Genomic DNA, 21,643 nt, shown 5'->3' with positions numbered 1-21,643 from the left:
TGCGCTATGCTGAGTGATTTTACATGGAATATGACCGGATACATACCGAAACACCAAGTCAATCCGCACGGTGATGGTATCATTCCCTATGTGGCAGAGCGCATCTTCCAACTGGAACCTGAGCCGCCAAAGGTAGGCAGTCTGAACGAATATATCCTGTCTGCCTTGCAGGAAAAGAATTTGATACATTTCTCATTCTTCCTACACCACTACGAGCCGCAGCTTAACAAGCGCATCAAAGACTTTCTCGGTGTGGATGGCGGCGATTTGTACGACACAGACCGATTTATAGATATAAAGCTCTCCTGCCGGGAACAAATGCTCCAAAAACTGATGGATTATGACCTTACCAAGGGCGCAGAGTATGCTACATACATCTATCCGTTCATCCGGGATGCTATGCTCCGTTTTCGCATGGGCGAAGAAAAATGGTCGGTATCCTCTCTGACTAATTACAAAATGGTGCGGTCAATGGCTTGGCTGTACCACAATACCAAGGATGCGGTCAACGAGTTTTCCAAGAAATACAACTGTGATCTTGCTCTTGCCGAAAACTATCTGAAAGTTGTGCGAGGTATCCGCAATCAGCAGCCTTTCTATGTCACAGACGAGGACGGCGAAGAAACAGGCGAGGATGTAGCCCTTGACGATAGCTGGAACTATACCGATATCCTCTGGAACGGCATACAGGCAGAAAAGGTGCAGCGGGCATTTGAGAAACTGAATTACCGGGAACAGACCTTGCTCGAAAAACGATTAGCAATTTGCATGACCTGTGGGCGTGTCAGCTCATGGAAAGACCGCCCCACCTTTGAAGAACTGGCGGTTATGTTTGAGGGCAGTACAGCCAGCGGTGCAGAACGAGCCTACCGAAAAGCAGTGGACAAGTTGACGGAATTTTTGGTTGCCGAGGGCGCAATCCATGCAGTCCGGCTAAAACAGAAATCCAAGACCAAGCGAAAAAAGAAAATCGCCGCCGCAATCTACGAATATCAGGCAGACTGCGACGGCGAATGGGGCGAAATATCATTAGATTTTGAGAACGGCAAGGCAGAGGTCATTTTGCTTGCCGATTGGGATACAGTGAAAACGAACAAATTTGCAAGCAGAGCAATCGCCTATCTTCTGAACTGTGAGAACGAAAAATTACCCAAGGAAATAATGGTGGCCTTTGAATAACGAGGGAGTGAGATACATGGAGCAATTACTGATTGTTGAAGATGATATCGGTTTGAATCAAGGCTTATGCAAAGCGCTGAAAGCAGATGACCGTCAGATTATATCCTGCCATGATCTAAAAGCGGCAAGAGAACAATTGCTTTGCGGGAGTGTATCCCTGGTTCTGCTGGATATCAATCTGCCGGATGGCAGTGGGCTTGAGCTGCTCCGGGAGATCAAGGAAAACACGCCCGGGATTCCTGTTATTCTGCTGACTGCCAATGACACCGATCTGGATATCGTAGACGGACTGGAGAGAGGCGCTGATGATTATATTACCAAGCCCTTTTCTCTTTCGGTTTTGCGGGCAAGGGTGAATACCCAACTGCGAAAGCAAGCGTCAAACCATAAAAATGCGCCGTTCCATATGGATCTATTTCACTTTGACTTTGAGGCTATGACCTTTTATGTGGCAGATTCAAAAGTGGAATTGAGCAAAACCGAACAAAAATTACTGCGTCTGCTTGTTGAAAACCGAGGCCGAACCATGACCCGTGGAGACCTTGTAGACCGGATCTGGACAGATGGCGCAGAATATGTGGATGAAAATGCTTTGTCTGTTACGATCAAGCGTCTGAGGGATAAGCTTGGTGCACAGAAATATATTAAAACCGTCTATGGAATCGGTTATAGCTGGGTGACAAAAGATGAATAAAACCGGCATTGTGATCATACTGCTGTGTTTTCTGGCGGCGGCAGCTGTTGTGTTATGGGAGCGGAGAAAGGCCAGAAAAACGATGGAAGAAATCGAAAGGATGCTAGACGCTGCCATGACCGGCTCCTTTTCTGAAAACAATTTTGATGAAAGCCAGCTGTCTGCATTGGAAACGAAGTTTGCGCACTATCTTTCCGCAGCAGAAGCATCTTCTCAAAATATAGCGCAGGAAAAAGACAAAATCAAAACCTTGATTGCAGACATTTCCCACCAGACGAAAACGCCGATTGCAAACCTGCTGTTATACAGCGAGCTTCTGAAGGAGGAAACTCTGCCTGCATCGGCGAAGGCAAATGTGGAGGCGCTGTACAAACAATCGGAAAAGCTGCGATTTCTGATCAATTCTCTCGTAAAGCTTTCCAGACTGGAAAACGGGATCATTTCACTCTCCCCTCAGCAAGCAGCGCTGCAGCCGCTGCTTGAAAGCGTAGTAGAACAATATACTGCCAAGGCTTCTGAAAAAGGATTGTCTTTGCGACTGCAAGATACCGATGCTTTTGCTGTATTCGACTTCAAATGGACAGCGGAAGCGCTGGCTAATATCGTAGACAACGCCATCAAATATACAGAGCATGGCACCATTACTATTTCTGCCGTAAGCTATGAAATGTTTGCAAGGATCGATATATCGGATACCGGTTCAGGCATCCCGGAAAGTGAGCAAGCGAAGATATTTGCTCGCTTTTACCGCTCAAATAGTGTGCAGAAACAAGAAGGTGTGGGCATCGGCTTATACCTTGCCCGACAGATCATATCCGGCGAGGGCGGTTATATCAAGGTTGCTTCCGTTCCGGGAAAAGGAAGTACGTTTTCCATATTTCTGCCGAAATAACAACAATTCTATCAAAACTGTTAGATTTCATTTTCCGCCGGAAAGAATGTGGAAAGATTCCTATGCGATAATCTGTATGTATCAAAGGATCATTTCCTTTCATACATACAGATTTTTTCATGGAGGTACTCATTTATGGAAGTTTTACAGGCAAAAAACCTGAAAAAGATTTATGGCTCCGGCAATAACGCAGTTCATGCGTTGGATGGAGTTGATTTAAGTGTAAAGAAGGGCGAATTTGTTGCAATTGTCGGCACATCCGGCTCCGGCAAATCCACGCTGCTGCACATGCTGGGCGGGCTGGATCGCCCTACAAGTGGCACGGTCATGGTGGACGGACAGGATATTTTCTCCCTGAAGGAGGAAGCGCTGACCATCTTCCGTCGCAGGAAAATCGGCTTTGTGTTCCAAGCATATAATCTTGTTCCGGTGCTGAATGTGTATGAAAATATTGTTCTACCCATTGAGCTGGACGGTGGCAAGGTCAATAAGGATTTCGTACAGCAGATTGTACAGACACTTGGGCTGGATGATCGTCTGGATGCGCTGCCCAATCAGCTCTCAGGCGGTCAACAGCAGCGGGTAGCCATTGCCCGTGCGCTGGCGGCAGCACCCGCTATCATTCTGGCAGATGAACCCACCGGCAATCTGGATTCCAAAACCAGCCAGGATGTATTGAGCCTTTTGAAAGTCACCAGTCAAAAGTTCGCCCAGACAATCGTAATGATCACTCACAACGAAGAAATTGCGCAGATGGCAGACCGCATTATCCGTATCGAAGATGGTCGGATCGTCTCCCAGAACTAACGGGAGGTGGCTACGATGAATGTCAAAAACAGAAAATGTATTCGAAAGCTCAGCTTAAAATCTCTTTATGCGAACCGTCGCCGCAATCTGATCGCTATTTTTGCCATTGCGCTGACAACGCTGCTATTTACGTCCATGTTCACCATTGTCTTGTCACTGAACGCCAGCTATGAAACCTACCAGTTTCGGCAGGTAGGCGGCTATGCACACGGCACCTTTAAGGATGTTTCCCCCGAGCAGGCGGAACGCATCGCTGCCCACCCAAAGGTGAAGGCTGCGGGGATACGGAAGGTAATCGGTATCACTGCGGAGGGGGTCTTTGCCAAAGTACCGGCAGAGATCAGCTACATGGATGCCAACTGCACTAAATGGAGCTATGCAACCCCTACTACCGGACGGATGCCCGAAAGCGGCAAAGAGGTAGCCATGGATACGGCAGCGTTGCAGCTGCTTGGCGTAACGCCGGAGCTGGGCGCCGAGGTCACGGTTTCCTATTCCATTACGGACAAGGATCAAACCGCCTTTACTGTAACAGATACCTTTACGCTGGTAGGCTATTGGGACTATGATGAACTAATGCCTGTTCATTACATCAACATCAGCCGTGATTACGCAGATGACATCGAAGCGCAGGCAGTAAAAACAGGTTTACAGCCTTTCCGCACCGATTTGAATGTCATGCTGGCCTCCGGCACAAACATTCAAGGGCAGATGGAGCAGGTGGATACCGATCTTGGCTACACATGGGACAGCTATACCGATCCCAACAGCGTCCGGATCGGCGTCAACTGGGGATATACCTCATCCCAGCTGGAGTCGAAGCTTGATCCGGAACTTGTGATCGCCATAGCAGCTTTTTTGCTGCTGGTGATTTTCACTGGGTATCTTATCATCTATAACATTTTTCAGATCTCTGTTGCAGGGGATATCCGGTTTTACGGACTTCTGAAAACCATTGGCACAACGCCCCGGCAGCTCAAACGCATCATTCGCCAGCAGGCACTTCTGCTTTGTCTGATCGGCATTCCGGCGGGGCTGCTGCTGGGCTACGGCATCGGCGCTGTTTTGGTGCCTGTTGTCTTGCACTCCATCCAGTTGGATACAGGCATCACCACCATCAGCACTTCGCCTGTGATCTTCCTTGGGTCCATGCTGTTTGCCTTGTTGACGGTGCTTTTGTCCTGTTCTAAGCCCGGAAAAATGGCAGCCAAGGTCTCTCCGGTGGAGGCTACCAAATATACGGATGTGATGCAGACCAAGAAAAAACGGCGCAGCATCCGGGGAGCAAAGCTCCATCAGATGGCCTTTGCCAATCTGGGACGAAACAAGAAAAAGACGGTGCTGGTGGTGGTGTCTCTGGCACTGTCGGTGACACTGTTCAATGCGCTGTGTGCCTTTGTGGGCGGCTTCAGCATGGAGAAGTATGTATCCGCCATGACCTGCGCCGATTTTATCGTCAGCACGCCCGACTATTTCCGTTACAACCCGGCAGATGAATTCATCACGCCAGAACAAATCGAAGAGATCGCAGCAAACACAAAGGCCAGTCTTTCCGGCACGGGATATGCTGTGCGAAAACCCGCCTACCTGTGGATGACGGAGAATGCTCTGCGGCAGGACTATGCAAAGTACGAAAGCGCCGAGCAGTTGGACAGCCATATGAGCCGTCTGGAGCACCGGGGCAATATGGTGATGGGAGATACCAGAATCGAGGCTCTGGATAACAGTCTGTTTGACAAGCTGCAAGTATTCGACGGAGATATTTCTCCCATGTTGGAGCCGGACAATAACGCCATTGCCATTGCGGTTTCCTTAGATGACTACGGTAATCTGCCCAATCTTGAATACTACCCCAAGGTGGGAGACACGATCACCGTTACCTATGCGGACGATGTGAAATATATCGACAGCCGCACCGGGGAACTCACCGAAGATACACCGGAGGAGTACTTTCAGGCAAAATTGTATGGAGCCAGAGATGTAGAGTACACGGTCTGCGCCTTGGTAGAACTTCCGAATTCCATGAGTTATCGTTATAGTGGTATTGGATATGACGTAGTTTTGTCTGTGGACACCGCACAGAGGGACAGCGGTGGTGCAGCCATTCCGATGCTCTACCTGTTCGACACAGCGGACGAAGTTGACGAGGCCGAAGCAGAGCAATATCTATCGAAGCTCACTGCCGGTGAGTTTTCGCCCTTGATGTATGAAAGCAAGGCCACGGCTCGCTCTGAATTTGCTCAGTTCCGGCAGATGTTCCTTCTGATAGGTGGTATTCTCTGTGCTATCATCGGGCTGGTGGGACTCTTAAATTTCTTCAACGCCATGATGACCGGTATTCTTTCCCGCCGCCGTGAATTTGCTGTGCTTCAGGCTGTAGGAATGACGAACCGGCAGCTCAAAACCATGCTGATCTACGAGGGATTATTTTACGCAATGTCCTCCGTAGCGGCGGCCTTTATTCTGTCGCTGGCGGTGGGACCTCTTGCAGGAAAAATGCTGGGCAGTATGTTCTGGTTCTTTGAGTATCGATTCACCATTCTGCCTGTCCTGCTGACAATTCCGGTATTTCTTCTGCTGGGGTGGCTGATTCCTTGCATGATGTATGACAACGCAGCGAAATGCAGCGTTGTAGAGCAATTAAGGGATGCTCAATAACTGTTAAGCAAAAAACGGCCCTCTGCCAAGGAAAAGGCAGAGGGCTGAGTTTTAATCTAAGGGTTTACATTCAGTTACAGTTTTTAGATAAATTTCGGGGTTTCCGTTCAAAACAAGGTCTGCATATCCAATCGGGTCATTGTAGATCAGATAATCCAGTTCTGACCGCTGATACATATTGTCGGCAACCTCGTTTTCCACCGCAATCGTATCAATGGCAATCTTGCTGCCATCAAAAAATTTCAATTCCACACAAGCGGTATCCATGTTAAACTCACAAGAAATCAATCTATCCATAAGAAACCTCCATTTTGCAGGATGTTAGATCATCCCAAAATATTTGAATGCTTCTCGGATCGCTTTCTCTTTTTCCGGTGGGCACTGTGGCTGTCTGGAATCCTCGGACTTCGGCAAATTGTAATTCTTGCCAACTTCAATCCCACATTTCCTCTTAATCTGTGAGATATAAAGATTGGATACCTTTAACCCGCTATGCTCCAGCACATAGTCTTTGATCTGGGTGTAGGTTGCCCCATCCTGAAATTCGGACATATCCATATCTTCCAAAGAGAACTCAACCCGAATCTTTTTCGAGTCGACCTCGCCCTTGGAAAGCAAGACAACCGTCTCGACGTGTTTCGTCCTCGGGAAAAGGTCCACCGGCTGCACCTTTTCTGCCCGATACCCATGCTCTTCCAGCCACTTGGCATCCCGGGCGGCGGTGGAGGGATTGCAGCTGACATAGACCACCCGGCGGGGGGACATGGTGACGACAGCGGAAAGGGTTGCTTCGTCACAGCCTTTGCGGGGAGGGTCGAGCATCACAACATCCGGGTGCAGGCCCTCGGCGGCAAGCTGAGAGGCCGCCTTACCAGCATCGGCGCAGAAGAAGCGGCTCTTTGCGGCTATGGTATCACCCATGCGGGCTGCATTGGCCTTGGCGCTTTCGATGGCCTCAGGCACGATCTCCACGCCGATGAGCTCCCGGCAATGGTCTGCCATGGACAGGCCAATGGTGCCCATGCCGCAGTAGAGATCCAGCAGCAGATCATCCGGAGTCAACTGAGCATATTCTGCAGCAATGCCATAGAGCTGCTCTGCGGCCAGGGTGTTGACCTGATAGAACGACAAGGGGCCCAGCTGCACAGGAACGCCGCAGAGGGTATCCTCGATGAACCCGGGGCCGTACAGGGTGTGGGTCTCGCTGCCCAGGATCACATTGGTGTTTCTGGCGTTGACGTTGATCAGGATGGTAGCGATATCGGAAAACTGCGCAGTCAGTGCGCGGCAAAGCTCCTCTGCGTGGGGCAGCTTTGCCCGGGTGCAGACCAGACAGACCATGATCTGGCCGCTGTGGACACCCCGGCGCAGAAACACATGACGCACCAGCCCATTGCCCGTCTGCTCATCGTAGGGCTGAATGTTGTGGGCGGCAAAGAAATCGCAGAGGGTATTGCCGATCTTGTTCAGCACATCCGGCTGCAGCTTGCAGTCGGGGCAGGGAACAATGCGGTGGGTGCGTCCGGCGTAGAAACCGATGCAGGGCTTGCCGTTCTTATCACGGCCCACCGGGAATTGAACCTTATTGCGGTAGCGGTCGATCTCGGGGGAGGGGAGGGGCGGCAGCACGGGTACATCCAGCCCGCCAATGCGGCGGAAAGCATCGGTAACGCTTTCGCCCTTAGCGCGCAGTTCAGCGGCATAATCCAGATGCCGCAGGCTGCAGCCACCGCAGGGGCCGGCCACTGCACAATCTACCGGGATACGGTCAGGCGAGGGAGTCTGAATAGCATCTAGAATACCGAAAGCGTAGCGGCCGCAATCTTTAACGATGCGGATGGCGGCAACGTCACCGGGGGCGGTGCCGGGTATGAACACAGCCTCACCGTCCGGGCTGTGAGCAACGCCGCTGCCATCGTTGGACAGGCGCTCAATGGTCAGGGTCAGCACCTGATTTTTTTGTAAGGGCATGGAAATTCTCCTTTGGAATGGGATTGGGTCAGGCTTCTTCCGAAGCGGGGGCATCTGCATTTTCGCTCTGGGCGGCAATGTATTTGCTGGGCGGCATCCCCTTGGCCCGCTTGAAGACCCGGGAAAAATAGAACTGGTCAAAGAAGCCCACCGAGATGGCAACCTCTGCAATGGAAAGGTTGCCGGCCCTCAGTAGCTTGCAGGCTTCGTTGATGCGGTATTCGGTCAGATAATCGATGGGGCTCTTGCCCACATTGAGCATAAACACCCGGTACAGATGACTGCGGGAAACGCCTACGCTCTTAGCGACATCATCGATGGAGATGTCGTGCGAATAGTTGAACTGGATGTATTTGATGGCATTCAGTACATATTGATTGGAGGAGGAAGCATTGTGGGGGCGCGTCTCGCTGGTTTCCTTCATCAGGGCAGAGATGAACAGGTAGAGGTACCCCACCATGGCAGCCTCATCCTGAGGCTCTAACCCGCGGGAAGAATAGATGTTGGTCAGAGCTGCCCGCATTCCCTCCGGGTCCTGCGTATGGTGCACAGGAGCAGTGTCGGTAAAGGGCAGCTGTGCCGCCAGTTTGTGAGCGCAGGCACCGTTGAAGCCGACCCAGCTGTACTCCCAGGGCTGCTGCTCATCGGCAGAGTAGCGGATGAGCTGACTGGGCCGGGCAAAGAACAGATCCCCCGGCACGACCTCAAAGGTCTTGCCGCCCACTTCAAAGGTGCCCTTGCCCGAGACCACCAGATGGATCAGGTAGTGATCCCGGATACCGGGGCCCCAGGTCTGGCCCGGGGCACAGCGTTCCAGACCACAGTTGAAGATGGATAATTCAATATTATTGGTGTAATTCTGCTTGAAGGACTGCTTGTAGACATCTGCCATGATCGTTTCCTCCAGTTGACCGCATTCTTATTCCCAGTATATCATAACTGTATCTGCAAATTCAACAAAAGTACATCCGAAATTTTGTTTTTCGCGCTGAAATTGGATTTTTTGCGGATTCAAATTGCAAAAGAGGGCGGAATCAAGTACAATAAGGCTAACCCAAGTGCATGGAGCCTTCATGCACGGACTTTGCGGAGAACGCTTGTGGAGGAGGAACAGCCATGGCGACCAGTGCACAACTCAGACGGGAGATCCTTGCGGGGCAGTGGGACAAAGCGCTCTGCATGCTCTATGGCACAGAACCGGCGGTGCTGGCCCGCCAGCGGCAGCGGTATGCCGCCGCGCTGGAACAGTTTGAGCTTTACTATGGCCCCGGGCGACAGGTGCATGTTTACTCGGCTCCGGGCCGGGCGGAGTTGGGCGGCAACCACACCGATCATCAGCACGGGTATGGGCTTGCAGCAGCGGTGACGCTGGATCTGGTCGCAGTGGCATCCCCCAGTGACGACGGTTTTATCCGGGTCAAATCCCGAGGTTTCAACAAGCTGGATGTCATTGACCTGAGCGAGGCCGAGCCTCAGCAGGGCGAGAGCACCCATTCGGCCAGTCTGATCCGGGGCATTGCGGAAGGTTTCCGGGCACAGGGAAAGACGGTGGGTGGCTTCGATGCCTATACCGCCAGCGACGTGCTCCGGGGCAGCGGGCTTTCCAGCTCGGCGGCTTTTGAGATGGGGATGGCGGCCATCCTGAACGGGGAATATGGCTGCGGGCTGACAGCGCCGGAGCTGGCGAAGATCTGCCAGTATGCGGAAAATACATATTTCGGAAAACCAAGCGGCCTGTTGGATCAGCTGACCAGCGCCGTGGGAGGGGTCATCTTTGCGGATTTTGCCGACCCAAAGAAGCCCCGGATAGAAAAGATCCACACGGCAGGGCTGCTCCCGGCGGACATGACCCTTTGCGTGACCGATACCCGGGGCAGTCACAGCGAGCTGACCGGTGAATTTGCGGCCATCCGGCATGAAATGGAATCGGTGGCGGCTTGTCTGGGCGGTAAGGTGTTGGGGCAGGTCAAGGAGCAGGAGTTCTGGACGGCTCTGCCACGCCTGCGCAGGGCTTGCGGGGATCGTGCTGTTCTGCGTGCAGTCCACTATTTTGAAGAGAATGCCCGCGCATTGGCCCAGCGGAATGCTCTGGTCAGCGGGGATTTCAATGCTTTCCTGCAGCTGATTCTGGAAAGTGGACACGCCTCTTTTGCCCTGTGCCAGAACGTTTACTGCTCCACAGACGTACGGCATCAGGGACTCTCGGTGGCGCTTGCCCTCAGTCAGACTCTGCTTGAGGGGCAGGGGGGAGCCTGGCGGATGCAGGGCGGCGGCTTTGCAGGGACCATTCAGGCGTTTGTACCCGGTATGCTGACGGCAAAATATCACGACGCGATAGAAAAGGTGTTCGGTGCGGGCAGCTGCTATCTGCTCCGTCTGCGGGAGCAGGGGGCCCTGCGGGTCATTTGAACATCTGGATCCGGCCAAACAAAAAGAGCTTCACACTCCGGCAGAAGCCGGAATTGTGAAGCTCTTTCATGTTACAGGGAAAACGACTCAGATACCGCGCTGCTGCTGTTTCTGGCGCATTTCATCCGTGAAACTAGAAACGGCAGAGAAGGTATCATCGTGATAACCGAACCAGTTGGACAGGTTCTTGTAAATGTTTTCTACAAACCGGTAGCCGGAAACAACAACATTGAACAGGAGCAGAGGCACAAACGAGATGGAGATGGAGAGGATCCCCCCCTGAAAGAAGAAATCGTCCAGGTGGAGGTTATCCGTAAAGCTGTCCAATGCATCTCCCAGTTCTCCGCCGCCAAAGATCTCCGGCAGCTCTTCTTCCGGAAGCGTTGCATAAGATGCAGGCATACGCAAGTTTTCCATAAAAGGCTCCTTTCAAAGATTTACTCAGGCGGCCAGAGCTGCTGTACCTGCGGCCTGTGCCTGATTTTTGGCTTCGCTCTCGTTGTAGATGTTCCGCATGTCATTGTAAATGGACAGGAAGCTCTCAATAGCAGACCTAGCCCAGTAGTAGACATAAACGCCTGCAAAACCGGCAGCAACCACAGTCATGGTCTTGCCAACGGGAGTCTGGCGGCCCCAGTAATGCTCAATGGCACCCATCGTGGTCAGACCATCGTTCCGCATGTCAATGATACCGGCAATGGTGTTGCTGATGGCAGCCTGACCCAGCATACGTACCAGGTTGACACCGACATTAACGGTGAAATTCAGGACATCCTGCGCGTTGATATTCAGCTCAAAAGCGCCGCCAACGGTGTAGACCATTTCATCTTCGGAGAGAACCGCATAGGACGCGGGCAGCTGCATCGTGCTCTGATAGGTAAATTCCATGGTGGAAAACTCCTTTCGTTCGTAAAATCCGCGCAAAGGCGGATATGAAGCTAATTGGATTATAGCATAATTGCCCAAAAACAACAAGAGAGCGATGTAACCCCAAATGCGAAAGAATTGTGAAGATACTGTGGCCGTTTTGTAAAAAAGAAACGGTTCTGCGCGGAAATATATGGAACGTCCTGCGCGGGATGCGGCGAAAAAATGTTGTGTGAAAATTGAAAATAATGCAAAAAGAGACGGCGGGCACCAGTTCCTCCGGAAAGGAGGGGCTGGTGCCTGCCGTCTTTGTATGGGGAGAAAAGAAGAAGGAAACGTTTTAGCGGTCTGCCACAGCCGGAGCCCGGTCATACAGTGCTGTCAGATCGGCAATATGCTCGGCCAGCAGACTGGTAAGCGGGGTATCCAGCCGCCACTGCCAGTTGGCTCCCTGGGTGCTGGGGGTGTTGATGCGGGCCTCCGCACCCAGATGCAGCCAGTCGGCCATGGGGATGATGGCCATATCCGAAACACTGGCAAGGCAGGCGCAGATCATAGCCTCTGTCAGATCCTCGGGCAGGCAGCGCAGGTAACGGCAGGCATAGTGGACATCCTCGGGGCTGGCAGATTGCCGCCAGCCCTCGGTGGTCACATTGTCATGGGTGCCGGTGTAGACCACGCTGTTGTGAGGGTAGGTGTAGGGAAGATAGTTGCCCGGTTCCCGGCTGTCAAAGGCAAACTGCATGATCTTCATGCCCGGATAGCCGCTGGCAGCCAGCATGGTCTTGACCTCAGGGGTCAGGTATCCCAGATCCTCTGCAATGATGCCGCCCTGACCCAGGGTCTCGTGGATGGCATCGATGAAAGCACGATCCGGCCCCTTTTCCCAGTGGCCGCCTGCCGCCGTCTTGTTTCCGGCAGGGATGGCGTAGTAGCTCTCAAAACCACGGAAGTGGTCGATGCGCACGACATCATAAATCGAAGTAGCGTGCTGCATCCGGCGCTTCCACCAGGCAAAATCCTCGGCCTTGTGGCGGGGCCAGTCGTAGAGCGGATTGCCCCAGAGCTGACCGTCTGCCGCAAAGGCATCCGGGGGGCAGCCTGCCACCTGCGTCAGGTGGGTTTGGCCGTCGGTCTGGAAGAGCTCCGGCCGCGTCCACAGATCGCTGGAATCCGGGCTGACGTAGATGGGGATATCTCCCACCAGCTGGATTCCCTTGCTGTTGGCATAGGCTTTCAGGGCGTTCCACTGGGTGTAGAAGAAGAACTGCACCGCCTTGAAATAATCCACCTGCCCGGCCAGACGCTCCCTGGCAGCGGCTACGGCAGCGGGCTGGCGGGTGCGCAGGTCATCCGGCCAGTCACACAGGCCTGCCTGTCCCTGTTCGGCCTTGATGGCCATGAACAGGGCGTAATCGTCCAGCCAGAAGCTCTGTGCCGTGCAGAAGTCTTTGTACTCCACGCTGGCTGCAGCCAGCAGACGGTCAGCGGCTTTTTGCAGCACCACCGGGCGCTGCTGGTAGAGCACGCCGTAGTCCACCGGTCCAACCGGAACCTTAGCGGGAATCTCATCAGCGGTCAGATAGCCCTGCTCGTGCAGGACACGGAAATCGATAAAGTAGGGGTTCCCGGCAAAGGCGGAAAAGCTCTGGTAGGGGCTGTCACCGTAGCCGGTGGGGCCAATGGGCAGGATCTGCCAATAGGTCTGCTTTGCACGGGCCAGAAAATCCACGAACGAAAAGGCTTCTTTCCCCAGCGTGCCGATGCCAAAGGGCCCCGGCAGACTAAAAACGGGCATCAGAATGCCGCATGCTCGCATGGTGAACTCCTCCTTAACCCTTGACAGCGCCTGCAACAACACCCTCAATGATGTATTTCTGGCAGGTCATGTACAGGATGATGATGGGGATGATGGCGATGATGATGCAGGCCATCATGGGAGCCAGCTCCACACGGCCATAGCCGCCGCGGAAGTACTGGATTGCCATGGGGATGGTGCGGTACTTCTTGATATCCAGCACCAGAGTGGGCAGCAGGTAGTCGTTCCAGACCCACATGGTTTCCAGAATGGCGGTGGAGATCATGGTAGGCTTCAGGATGGGGAACACGATCTTGAAGAAGATCTGGATGGGGTTACAGCCATCGATCATGGCGGCCTCCTCGATCTCCATGGGAACGCTCTTCATAAAGCCGGTGAACATGAACACAGCCAGACCGGCACCAAAGCCCAGGTAGATGATGCAGATGTTCCAGGGGGTGTTCAGCTTGAGGGTATCTGCAGTCTTGGAGAGGGTGAACATGACCATCTGGAAGGGGACGACCATCGAGAACACGATGAGCAGGTTCATAAACTTGCTGAGCTTGTTGTTCACCCGGGTCAGGTACCAGCCTGTCATGGAGCAGCACAGCAGGATGAGGGCCACACTGGAAACGGTAATGACAAGGCTGTAGCCCAGACTGGAGAGGAAGCCCATTTTGATTACGCCGTAGACGTAGTTGGAAAGGCCTGCAAAGCTCTCACTGGTGGGCAGCTGGAACACGGTAGAGGTGGTAAAGGTACCCTCTTTTTTCAGGCTGTTCAGCAGGATCAGGACAATGGGGTAGATCCACAGCAGGCAAAGCAGGGCCATGATGACGGTGAGAGTGCTATCCCACAACTTTTTCTGTTTAATCATTACTGCTGGACCTCCTTAGAACGGGTGAAGTGGAGCTGCGCCAGAGAGATGACCACAACGATCAGGAAGAATACCACAGCCTTTGCCTGGCCGATGCCCTTCCACTGAGCACCGGAGCGGCCATAGAAGGTGTTGTAGATGTTCAGGGCCAGCATTTCACTGGCGTTGGCAGGTTCGCCTGCGGTCAGGGCAACGTTCTGGTCGAACAGCTTAAAGCTGTTGGTCAGGGTCAGGAAGGTGCAGATGGTGATGCTGGGCATGACCATGGGCAGCTTGATCTTGAACAGGATCTCGCGGTCAGAAGCACCGTCGATCTTGGCAGCCTCGATCAGGTCACCGGGCACGCTTTGCAGACCGGCCACGTAGATGATCATCATATAACCGATCTGCTGCCAGCACATCAGAATGACCAGACCGACGAAACCGGCCTTGGCATCCAGTGCCAGCAGGGGCTTTTGCAGGTTTGCCAGCACGCCGTTGAGCAGGATCTGCCAGATGTAGCCCAGCAGGATGCCGCCGATCAGGTTGGGCATAAAGTAGACGGTACGGAAGATGTTGGTGCCCTTGATGCCGCGGGTCAGCACGATTGCAATGGCAAAGGCGCAGACATTGATGAGCACGGTGGAGACCACAGTGAACGCTGCCGTAAAGCCGAAAGCGTGCAGGAAGGTGGAATCCTGGAACACGGAAATATAGTTCTGGATGCCCACAAAGGTGGTCTTGCTCACGGTGGTGAAGCGCTGGAAGGAAAGGAAGATGCCCCAGATAAAGGGCCAGATAAAGCCGATGATGAACGCGATCAGCGTAGGAAGCACGAACACCGGCCAATATTTGCTGATGGCCTTTTGCATGATATACCTCCAAAACAAAAGGAGGCGGGCGAACAGCTCGCCCGCCTCCCATTACGGTTTACACAAATAAAAGGGGAAAGAGAAAACCGAGAATGCTTAGCCGTTTGCCAGCTTGTACTCCTTAGCCCAGCCATCGACGAAAGCGGTCACAACGCCGTTCCAGTCGCCGGTGCCTGCTGCGTAAGCGGTCAGAGCGGAACCAACGCCGTTCTTCCACTCCTCGGAAGGCATGGTGGAGAAGCACCAGTCAACACTGGTCTTGCCAGCTGCAACGTAGTCGTTTGCAATGGCGATCAGGGGGTTGGTGGAATCCTTTGCAGCCTTGAAGGGGATGACAAAGCCCATATCATCAGCCATTGCGCTGGTGCCGGTCTCGGAGGTGACACACCAGTACAGGAAGTCCAAAGTGGCCTGAATGTCCTCGTCAGAAGAGGTGTTGTTCACGCACCAGAAGTTCTCGGAACCGGTGCACAGGCCCTGGTTCTCCTCGCCCTCAGCGCCGATATAGATGGGCAGCATACCCAGGTTGTCGTCGCCCAGATCCTTCACGTCGCTGTAAGCCCAGGTGCCGTTCTGATAGAAGACAGCCTTTTTACCAACAAACTCTGCCACGGCATCGTTGCCGGTCTTGGAAGCCAGCAGCGTGGGGTCGCAGGTAGAATCGGTGATGTACAGATCCCAGATCTGCTTGTAGTTGTCGAGGTAGGTGCCCTTGATAGCATCGGTGGAGCTGATGCCGTCTGCCTTGTACTCGTAGTAGATGGGCAGGTTTGCCAGATGAGTCTTGAAACGCCAGTCAGAAGAGGCATCCATGCCGGCGGAAGTGAAAGCACCATCCACGCCCAGCTCAGCCTTGCGTGCCTGGATATCATCGGCGACCTTCTTCAGATCATCAAAGCCCTTGATGTCGTCCTGGGTGTAACCAGCGGCAGTCAGCAGCTCCTTGTTATAGATGATGCCGTAGGTCTCAATGACGTATGCAATGCTGGTGACAGCGTCGCCATCCTTCAGGGCGAAGGAGTCGCTGGTCAGCTCGCCGTACAGCTTGCTGCCGGACAGATCGTAGCAGTAATCCTTCCAGTTGGCCAGACCCACAGGGCCGTTGACCTGGAACAGGGTAGGAGCCTCGCTCTTCTCCATCTCGCTCATCAGGGTGGTCTCGTACTGACCGGAAGCAGCGGTCACAACGGTCACAGGCACGCCGGTCTCCTTGGTGTACGCAGCAGCCAGGTCCTGCCAGGCCTGATCCTGTTCGGGCTTGAAGTTCAGGTAGTAGACCTTGCCGTCAGCCTTTGCAGCGGTCTCGGAACCGGCAGCAGAGCTGGCAGTGGAGGAAGCGGTGGAGCTGGACGAACCACCACAGGCAGCCAGGCCCAGAGCAGCGGTAGAAGCGCCTGCGACCTTCAGAAAGTTACGACGAGAGATCATCTTTTTCATAGTAGTACTCCTTCTTCTTTTGGTTAATATCTGCCACCGTCCACAGCATGAGGACGGAAGTTAGACTGAATAGTTCCGGCGGCAGGGGCAAACGCTTTCGCCCTGCTGCAATTCCGGCTGGAGCGTGACGGTCTGGGCCGGGGCTCCGTGTTCGATCTGCCGCACCAGCAGCTCGATGCTCTGCAGTGCGATCTGTTCACTGGGCTGGACGATGGTGGTCATCACCGGCACGCAGTAGCGGGACATCGTGATGCCATCAAAACCGATCACTGAGACATCCTCCGGCACCCGCAACCCTGCGCTTACCAGCGCCCGAATCGCACCAAAGGCGATCACATCGCTCATGGCAAACAGGGCAGTGAACTCGGCCCGGCGGGCCAGCAGACTGTTCATGGCGTGGTAGGCGGACTCGAAATCGTAGTTGGACAGGCCATAGAGCTTATCGTCAAGGACAAGCCCTGCGTCCTCCATGGCATCCTGCGCACCCAAACGGCGCATCCGGCTGGGAAAGCTGGTGGCCGGGCCGCCCAACACCGCGATCTTGCGGTGACCCTGTGCGATGAGATGGGAGACTGCCGCTTTTGCTGCGGCCCGGTCATCCACACCCACCATCGAGAGGTTGGGGAAGTCCAATTCATTGGAGACCAGCGTGGCCAGCACGGAGGGAACGGAGATGTTTGCAAAGCCGTTCTGGAAGTTCGTGACACTGCCGCCCAGAAAGATCATGCCCTTGGGCTTGATCTCCCGCAGGATCTTCTCGGCAGCATCAATCTCGTTGGCGTTTTCGTCCAGGTAGGAGACGATGCCGTTGTACCCATACAGGGTAGCGGCCCGCTGCAGCTGAACGAGGAAGTCGGAGAAGAAGATGTTCCGGGTCCCCTTGACCACGAACACCAGGCTGCGGGATTGCTGGATCTTCAGCTGCCGCGCGTTGGTGTTGGGGGTAAAGCCTGCCTCCCGCATGACCTTGAGCACATGCTCCTTGGTCTCGGGCCGGACATCCGGCCGATCATTGATGACGCGCGAAATGGTGCTGACAGAACAGCCGCTGATGCGGGCAATGTCCTTGATCGTCATATCGCGTGCCCTCGCTTTCGGTTGGATTTTCGGGAACGGTGTCGGGAACGTTTCCAGTGGCTATAGTATGGCACAATTTGTTCAAAAAATCAATCATATGGAAGTAATTTCGTAAAAGGTGTACAAAGAATCAACTTGCATTTGTGCAGATTGATCTGCCAACACATCAAAACACCGGCTGATTTCAGGAATTCCCGGTAACAAATCATAAAATGCCGGGAAAACCGTACCGGTTTGTAACTTTTTGACCGGATGATGCAATTTTATGGATGAGAGAGATCTGCCCGGAAACTGCGGGAACGGTTCCATAAGATGTTCCCAGAATGCAGCAAAAAGAAACAGGCAGACTACTGAGTGTCGGGAGCACTGCACAAACGAAAGACACAACAAAAAAAGCGCTTTCACCTTGTCATCGGTGAAAGCGCTTTGCTGATTGCTGATTATTTTGAATGGGTTGATAAAGTTCTGATTAGTCGCTGACGTAGGGCATCAGAGCAACGTGACGAGCACGCTTGATGGCGGTGGTCAGTGCGCGCTGATGATAAGCGCAGGTGCCGGTCACACGGCGGGGAATGATCTTAGCACGCTCAGAGACGTACTTACGCAGACGGGGCACGTCCTTGTAATCGATGGTGTCGATGCGATCGACACAGAAGCTGCAAACCTTCTTGCGGCCGCGACGCATGGGGCGTGCGGGGCGAGAGCCTTCGGTTCTTTCAAAAGCCATTGCTTATTACCTCCTATAAGAATTGAACGGTCAGACCGTTACGAAATCAGAACGGCAGGTCATCACTGTCATCAATGACAGCAAAATCATCTGCACTGCCGGCGGAATAGCTGGGAGCTGCCTCCACAGCAGCCGGACGGGCAGGGGCTGCGTTCTGGTAGGCGGGAGCAGAATTCTGGTAATTTGCTCCACCGCCCTGATTGCTGCTCTTGGGGCCTGCAAAGCTAATGTTGTTGGCTACGACTTCCACAGCCGTGCGATTGTTGCCGTTCTTATCCTGATACTGGCGGGTCTGAAGAGAGCCTTCGATGGCGATCAGACTGCCTTTCTGGAAATACTTAGAAACAAACTCGGCCTGAGAACGCCAGGCAACGATATCAATGAAGTCAGCCTGACGCTGCTCACCCTGACGCACAAAATTGCGGTCGCAGGCAATGCGGAAGCTGCACACATTGGTGCCCTGGGGCGTGGTGCGGAGTTCAGGATCCGCCACAAGACGGCCCATGATAGCAACAACATTCAACATTTTACGGTCTCCCTTTCTGTCACGAAAAGATTACTCCTCGTGGGCAACGATCAGGCTGCGCATAACACCTTCAGTGATCTTGTACACACGGTCCAGCTCAGCGGGGAAGCTGGGCTCGCTGGTGAAGTTGATCACAGTGTAAACGCCTTCCTCCTCGTCGTTGATGGGGTAGGCCAGACGGCGCTTGCCCCACTCGTCGATGGAATCGATCGTACCGTTGTTCTCGATCAGGGTCTTGAACTTACCAACCAGAGCGGCGGTAGCCTCCTCGTCGAGAGCGGCGCTGGTAATCAGCATGGTTTCGTACTTTGCCATTTTGTAGCACCTCCTTTTGGACTTAAGGGCCTCAAGGTTATGAGGCCAAGGGTACACACGACATGCGGCATCGCCTGCCGTGTGCGGCGTGTCTGTTCAGACAGCAATTTATTATAGCAAGTCCCTGCTGTTTTGTCAAGCCCTGCGGCCCAAAAATCCGCACAAAAATTTGTGCTGAAGCTTTGGTGAACTTTGTCTGTTTTTTTAACGAGAAAAATTGAGAATCATTTTGATTTTGGCAATGAGCGGCGATATAATAAAGAAATAGGATGGCGGGCGCGGCCGGCCGCCCTGTATAAAGAAATAGAACGGAGGAAGACAAATTTATGTATTCTGTTTTTCGGAACCTTGCCATCATCATCCTCAGTGCCAAGTTCTTCGGGCTGGTGGCCCGCAAGTGCAAGGCACCGCAGGTGGTGGGCGAGATCATTGCGGGCCTGATCATTGGGCCCTGCCTGCTGAACCTTGTGCATATCAGCGATACCATTTCTATCTTTGCAGAGATCGGCGTGGTGCTGCTGATGTTCTCCACGGGCCTTGGTACCAATCTGAAGGAGCTGATCAAAGCAGGTCCCATCGCAACACTGATCGCCTGTGTGGGCGTGGCGGTGCCGCTGGCAGGGGGCACGCTCCTTTATAGTCTGTTCTACGGCTTCTCGGCGTTGGGCAGCCAGGAGTTCTACCGTGCTCTCTTCATCGGTACCATTATGACCGCCACCAGTGTGTCCATCACCGTGGCCACCCTGCAGGAGATGGGCCACCTGAAGAGCTTTCTTGGCACCACCATTGTCAGTGCCGCTGTCATCGATGATGTCATCGGCATCGTGGTGCTGACCTGTGTGCTGGGAGCCAGCTCCGGCACCGGTACAGGGCTGGGTAAGGTGCTGATGAACACCGTGCTGTTCTTCGCCACCGCCATCGGCGTGGGCCTCATTGCCCATTACGCCATGAAGTGGCTGGACAAGCGCAACCCCCACACCCAGCGCATCACCATCGTCAGTATGGCATTCTGCTTTGCCATGGCCTACATTGCTGAGGCCTACTTTGGCATTGCAGACATCACCGGTGCCTACATCGCAGGCATCGTCCTGTGCACTCTGGAGGATGCCCCCTATGTGGAGCGCCGGGTGGACATCAGCAACTATGTGCTGTTTGCTCCCATCTTCTTTGCCAGCATTGGTCTGAAAACTGATATCAGCGGCCTGACCCCGGAGATCCTGCTGTTCAGCGTGTGCTTCGTGGTGGTGGCCCTGATCACCAAGATCATCGGCTGCGGGCTGGCGGCCAAGGTCTGCAGGTTCAGCTGGGGTGATTCCCTCAAGGTGGGTGTTGGCATGATGACCCGCGGCGAGGTGGCCCTGATCGTGGCCCAGAAGGGCCTGGACATCGGCGTGGTGGATTCCGTCTACTTCACCGCCGTCATCCTGCTCATCGTCGTGTCCAGTGTGGCCACTCCGCTGGTCCTGAAAGCGCTGTTCACTAAAATGCCTGTGCAGCCGCATCCCAGTCAGGCAAAGCAGTAAGGGAGCTCTGCCAGAACCCTCTTGATGTTTTCCAAAACGACAGCAGCACCTCACCAGAAATGGCGGGGTGCTGCTGCTTTATGGGGAGAAACGGGGCGAAAAGTTTTCGCAAACGGTGCAAAACGGGCTGAAAAGCGGGGCCCTTTTGTGAATAGTGCTAAAGAAATGGCGAAATCCTTGTAAAAAATAACAGCAGGTGGTATAATTTACCTGTAAAACGAAAATGATTGGCTCAAAAGAAACAAACTTGGAGGGATTTACATGAAAACTGTAGCGCAGACCGTGATCGAGGCAGATCGCTTCTATACCATCGCTGCCAAGGGCGGCAGTGTCATTCAGGCCGTGGAGAAGGCCACCAACGGCGGCGATATCCGCCTGGGCAAGTACGAGCACAAGCCAGAGCAGGAGTGGGCCTTTGTGCGCGAGGGTGACGGTGTGTACCGCATCCGCAACCGCGCATCCGGCAAGCTGATCGACCTGATGATGACCGGCACCGCCAACGGCACCTGGCTGCACCTGTGGGAGGATGTGGGCGGCACTTCCCAGATGTGGGCCGTGGAGCCCACCCCCGCCGGTACCGTCCGTCTGCGCTCTTCCTGGGCCAGCGGCAAGTGCATCGATACCGTAGGCATGGGTGCCAACGATGGTGCTATCCTGCAGATCTGGCAGGAGGCCGCAGGCGATGACCAGCTGTGGACCATTTCCGAGGTGAAGGACCGCGCAAAGCGTGCCCCTGCCAAGAAGGCAGAGGAGCCCGTTGTAGAGGCTGCACCTGTGGTCGAGAGCGCTCCTGCAGAGGAGGCAAAGCCGGAGGTCAAGGAAGAGCCCGTTGTGGAGGAAAAGCCCGTGGAGGAGCCTGCAAAGGCTGAGGAAAAGCCCGCTGAGCCTGTTAAGACCGAAGAGGTGAAGGCGGAGCCTGTCAAGGCCGCTGCTCCCGCTGCCAAGGCTCCCACAAAGAAGCCCGCCGCCAAAAAGACCAGCCGCGCCGCCCGCAAAAAGGCCGCTGCCGCTAAAAAGTAAGTAATACAAGCAAAA

Annotated in this window: 22 protein-coding genes; 8 read left to right on the top strand and 14 right to left on the bottom strand. The window is 54.0% G+C overall.

Going from position 1 to position 21,643, the window contains the following annotated elements:
* The first annotated feature begins 6 nt into the window (after positions 1-6).
* The 5 genes from MTP40_RS07730 (at position 7) to MTP40_RS07710 (ending at position 6,230) form a co-directional block, all read left to right on the top strand.
* Positions 7-1,179: a hypothetical protein gene (locus tag MTP40_RS07730; protein WP_055058961.1), complete on the top strand. Its 1,173-nt coding sequence runs from the start codon at positions 7-9 to the stop codon at positions 1,177-1,179.
* 16 nt (positions 1,180-1,195) lie between these two features.
* On the top strand, positions 1,196-1,873 hold the full coding sequence (locus MTP40_RS07725) for a response regulator transcription factor (RefSeq protein ID WP_055058960.1): 678 nt from the start codon (positions 1,196-1,198) through the stop codon (positions 1,871-1,873).
* Positions 1,866-2,765, top strand: coding sequence for a sensor histidine kinase (locus MTP40_RS07720; RefSeq protein WP_156071037.1), 900 nt, complete (start codon positions 1,866-1,868; stop codon positions 2,763-2,765). Before MTP40_RS07725 ends, MTP40_RS07720 begins: the two co-directional genes overlap by 8 nt.
* 135 nt (positions 2,766-2,900) lie before the next feature.
* Positions 2,901-3,572, top strand: a complete 672-nt coding sequence (locus MTP40_RS07715; protein WP_006858253.1) for an ABC transporter ATP-binding protein — start codon at positions 2,901-2,903, stop codon at positions 3,570-3,572.
* Between the two features lie 15 nt (positions 3,573-3,587).
* Positions 3,588-6,230 (top strand): ABC transporter permease, encoded by a 2,643-nt coding sequence (locus tag MTP40_RS07710; protein ID WP_055058598.1) that lies wholly within the window; start codon positions 3,588-3,590, stop codon positions 6,228-6,230.
* Between the two features lie 51 nt (positions 6,231-6,281).
* On the opposite strand, the gene MTP40_RS07705 is transcribed toward MTP40_RS07710, so the two are convergent.
* The 3 genes from MTP40_RS07705 to MTP40_RS07695 are packed head-to-tail and all read right to left on the bottom strand — an operon-like array spanning position 6,282 to position 9,093.
* Entirely contained in the window at positions 6,282-6,527 is a 246-nt protein-coding gene (locus tag MTP40_RS07705; protein WP_055058599.1) for a DUF6061 family protein, read from the bottom strand.
* A 24-nt stretch (positions 6,528-6,551) separates the two neighbouring features.
* Positions 6,552-8,201 (bottom strand): 23S rRNA (uracil(1939)-C(5))-methyltransferase RlmD, encoded by a 1,650-nt coding sequence (gene rlmD / locus MTP40_RS07700; protein ID WP_249259120.1) that lies wholly within the window; start codon positions 8,199-8,201, stop codon positions 6,552-6,554.
* A gap of 28 nt (positions 8,202-8,229) precedes the next feature.
* Complete coding sequence (locus MTP40_RS07695) at positions 8,230-9,093, bottom strand: AraC family transcriptional regulator (protein ID WP_035394341.1); 864 nt, start codon at positions 9,091-9,093, stop codon at positions 8,230-8,232.
* A gap of 224 nt (positions 9,094-9,317) precedes the next feature.
* On the opposite strand from MTP40_RS07695, the gene MTP40_RS07690 reads away from it, so the two are divergent.
* Complete coding sequence (locus MTP40_RS07690; protein ID WP_249259119.1) at positions 9,318-10,610, top strand: galactokinase; 1,293 nt, start codon at positions 9,318-9,320, stop codon at positions 10,608-10,610.
* An 87-nt stretch (positions 10,611-10,697) separates the two neighbouring features.
* On the opposite strand, the gene MTP40_RS07685 is transcribed toward MTP40_RS07690, so the two are convergent.
* The 11 genes from MTP40_RS07685 to rpsF form a co-directional block, all read right to left on the bottom strand.
* Positions 10,698-11,027 (bottom strand): hypothetical protein, encoded by a 330-nt coding sequence (locus MTP40_RS07685; RefSeq protein WP_097771250.1) that lies wholly within the window; start codon positions 11,025-11,027, stop codon positions 10,698-10,700.
* 24 nt (positions 11,028-11,051) lie between these two features.
* Positions 11,052-11,498 carry a hypothetical protein gene (locus MTP40_RS07680; RefSeq protein ID WP_005933531.1) on the bottom strand — a complete coding sequence of 149 codons (447 nt, stop codon included), beginning with the start codon at positions 11,496-11,498 and terminating at the stop codon, positions 11,052-11,054.
* A 319-nt stretch (positions 11,499-11,817) separates the two neighbouring features.
* Entirely contained in the window at positions 11,818-13,296 is a 1,479-nt protein-coding gene (gene malQ, locus MTP40_RS07675) for a 4-alpha-glucanotransferase (RefSeq protein WP_249259118.1), read from the bottom strand.
* Between the two features lie 13 nt (positions 13,297-13,309).
* Complete coding sequence (locus MTP40_RS07670; protein WP_249259117.1) at positions 13,310-14,152, bottom strand: carbohydrate ABC transporter permease; 843 nt, start codon at positions 14,150-14,152, stop codon at positions 13,310-13,312.
* Positions 14,152-15,003: a carbohydrate ABC transporter permease gene (locus tag MTP40_RS07665; protein ID WP_098922200.1), complete on the bottom strand. Its 852-nt coding sequence runs from the start codon at positions 15,001-15,003 to the stop codon at positions 14,152-14,154. The genes MTP40_RS07670 and MTP40_RS07665 overlap by 1 nt, the downstream gene beginning before the upstream one ends.
* Positions 15,004-15,099: 96 nt before the next feature.
* Complete coding sequence (locus tag MTP40_RS07660) at positions 15,100-16,440, bottom strand: extracellular solute-binding protein (RefSeq protein ID WP_242885383.1); 1,341 nt, start codon at positions 16,438-16,440, stop codon at positions 15,100-15,102.
* A gap of 60 nt (positions 16,441-16,500) precedes the next feature.
* Positions 16,501-17,517 (bottom strand): LacI family DNA-binding transcriptional regulator, encoded by a 1,017-nt coding sequence (locus MTP40_RS07655; RefSeq protein ID WP_117476108.1) that lies wholly within the window; start codon positions 17,515-17,517, stop codon positions 16,501-16,503.
* Between the two features lie 93 nt (positions 17,518-17,610).
* Positions 17,611-17,826, bottom strand: coding sequence for a hypothetical protein (locus MTP40_RS07650; protein ID WP_249259116.1), 216 nt, complete (start codon positions 17,824-17,826; stop codon positions 17,611-17,613).
* 160 nt (positions 17,827-17,986) lie between these two features.
* On the bottom strand, positions 17,987-18,244 hold the full coding sequence (rpsR, locus tag MTP40_RS07645) for a 30S ribosomal protein S18 (RefSeq protein ID WP_050762800.1): 258 nt from the start codon (positions 18,242-18,244) through the stop codon (positions 17,987-17,989).
* 46 nt (positions 18,245-18,290) lie between these two features.
* A complete protein-coding gene (locus MTP40_RS07640) occupies positions 18,291-18,770 on the bottom strand; it encodes a single-stranded DNA-binding protein (RefSeq protein WP_005933513.1) in 480 nt (159 codons plus the stop codon).
* 30 nt (positions 18,771-18,800) lie between these two features.
* Positions 18,801-19,085: a 30S ribosomal protein S6 gene (gene rpsF / locus MTP40_RS07635; RefSeq protein ID WP_005933510.1), complete on the bottom strand. Its 285-nt coding sequence runs from the start codon at positions 19,083-19,085 to the stop codon at positions 18,801-18,803.
* A 326-nt stretch (positions 19,086-19,411) separates the two neighbouring features.
* Between rpsF and MTP40_RS07630 the strand changes: the two genes are divergently transcribed.
* On the top strand, positions 19,412-20,608 hold the full coding sequence (locus tag MTP40_RS07630) for a cation:proton antiporter (RefSeq protein ID WP_156073935.1): 1,197 nt from the start codon (positions 19,412-19,414) through the stop codon (positions 20,606-20,608).
* Between the two features lie 261 nt (positions 20,609-20,869).
* Complete coding sequence (locus tag MTP40_RS07625; protein ID WP_249259115.1) at positions 20,870-21,628, top strand: RICIN domain-containing protein; 759 nt, start codon at positions 20,870-20,872, stop codon at positions 21,626-21,628.
* Positions 21,629-21,643 lie beyond the last annotated feature (15 nt).

The organism is Faecalibacterium sp. IP-3-29, assembly GCF_023347335.1.
Taxonomy (GTDB): Bacteria; Bacillota; Clostridia; order Oscillospirales; family Ruminococcaceae; genus Faecalibacterium; species Faecalibacterium duncaniae.
This window is presented reverse-complemented; position numbering and strand designations above follow the sequence as displayed.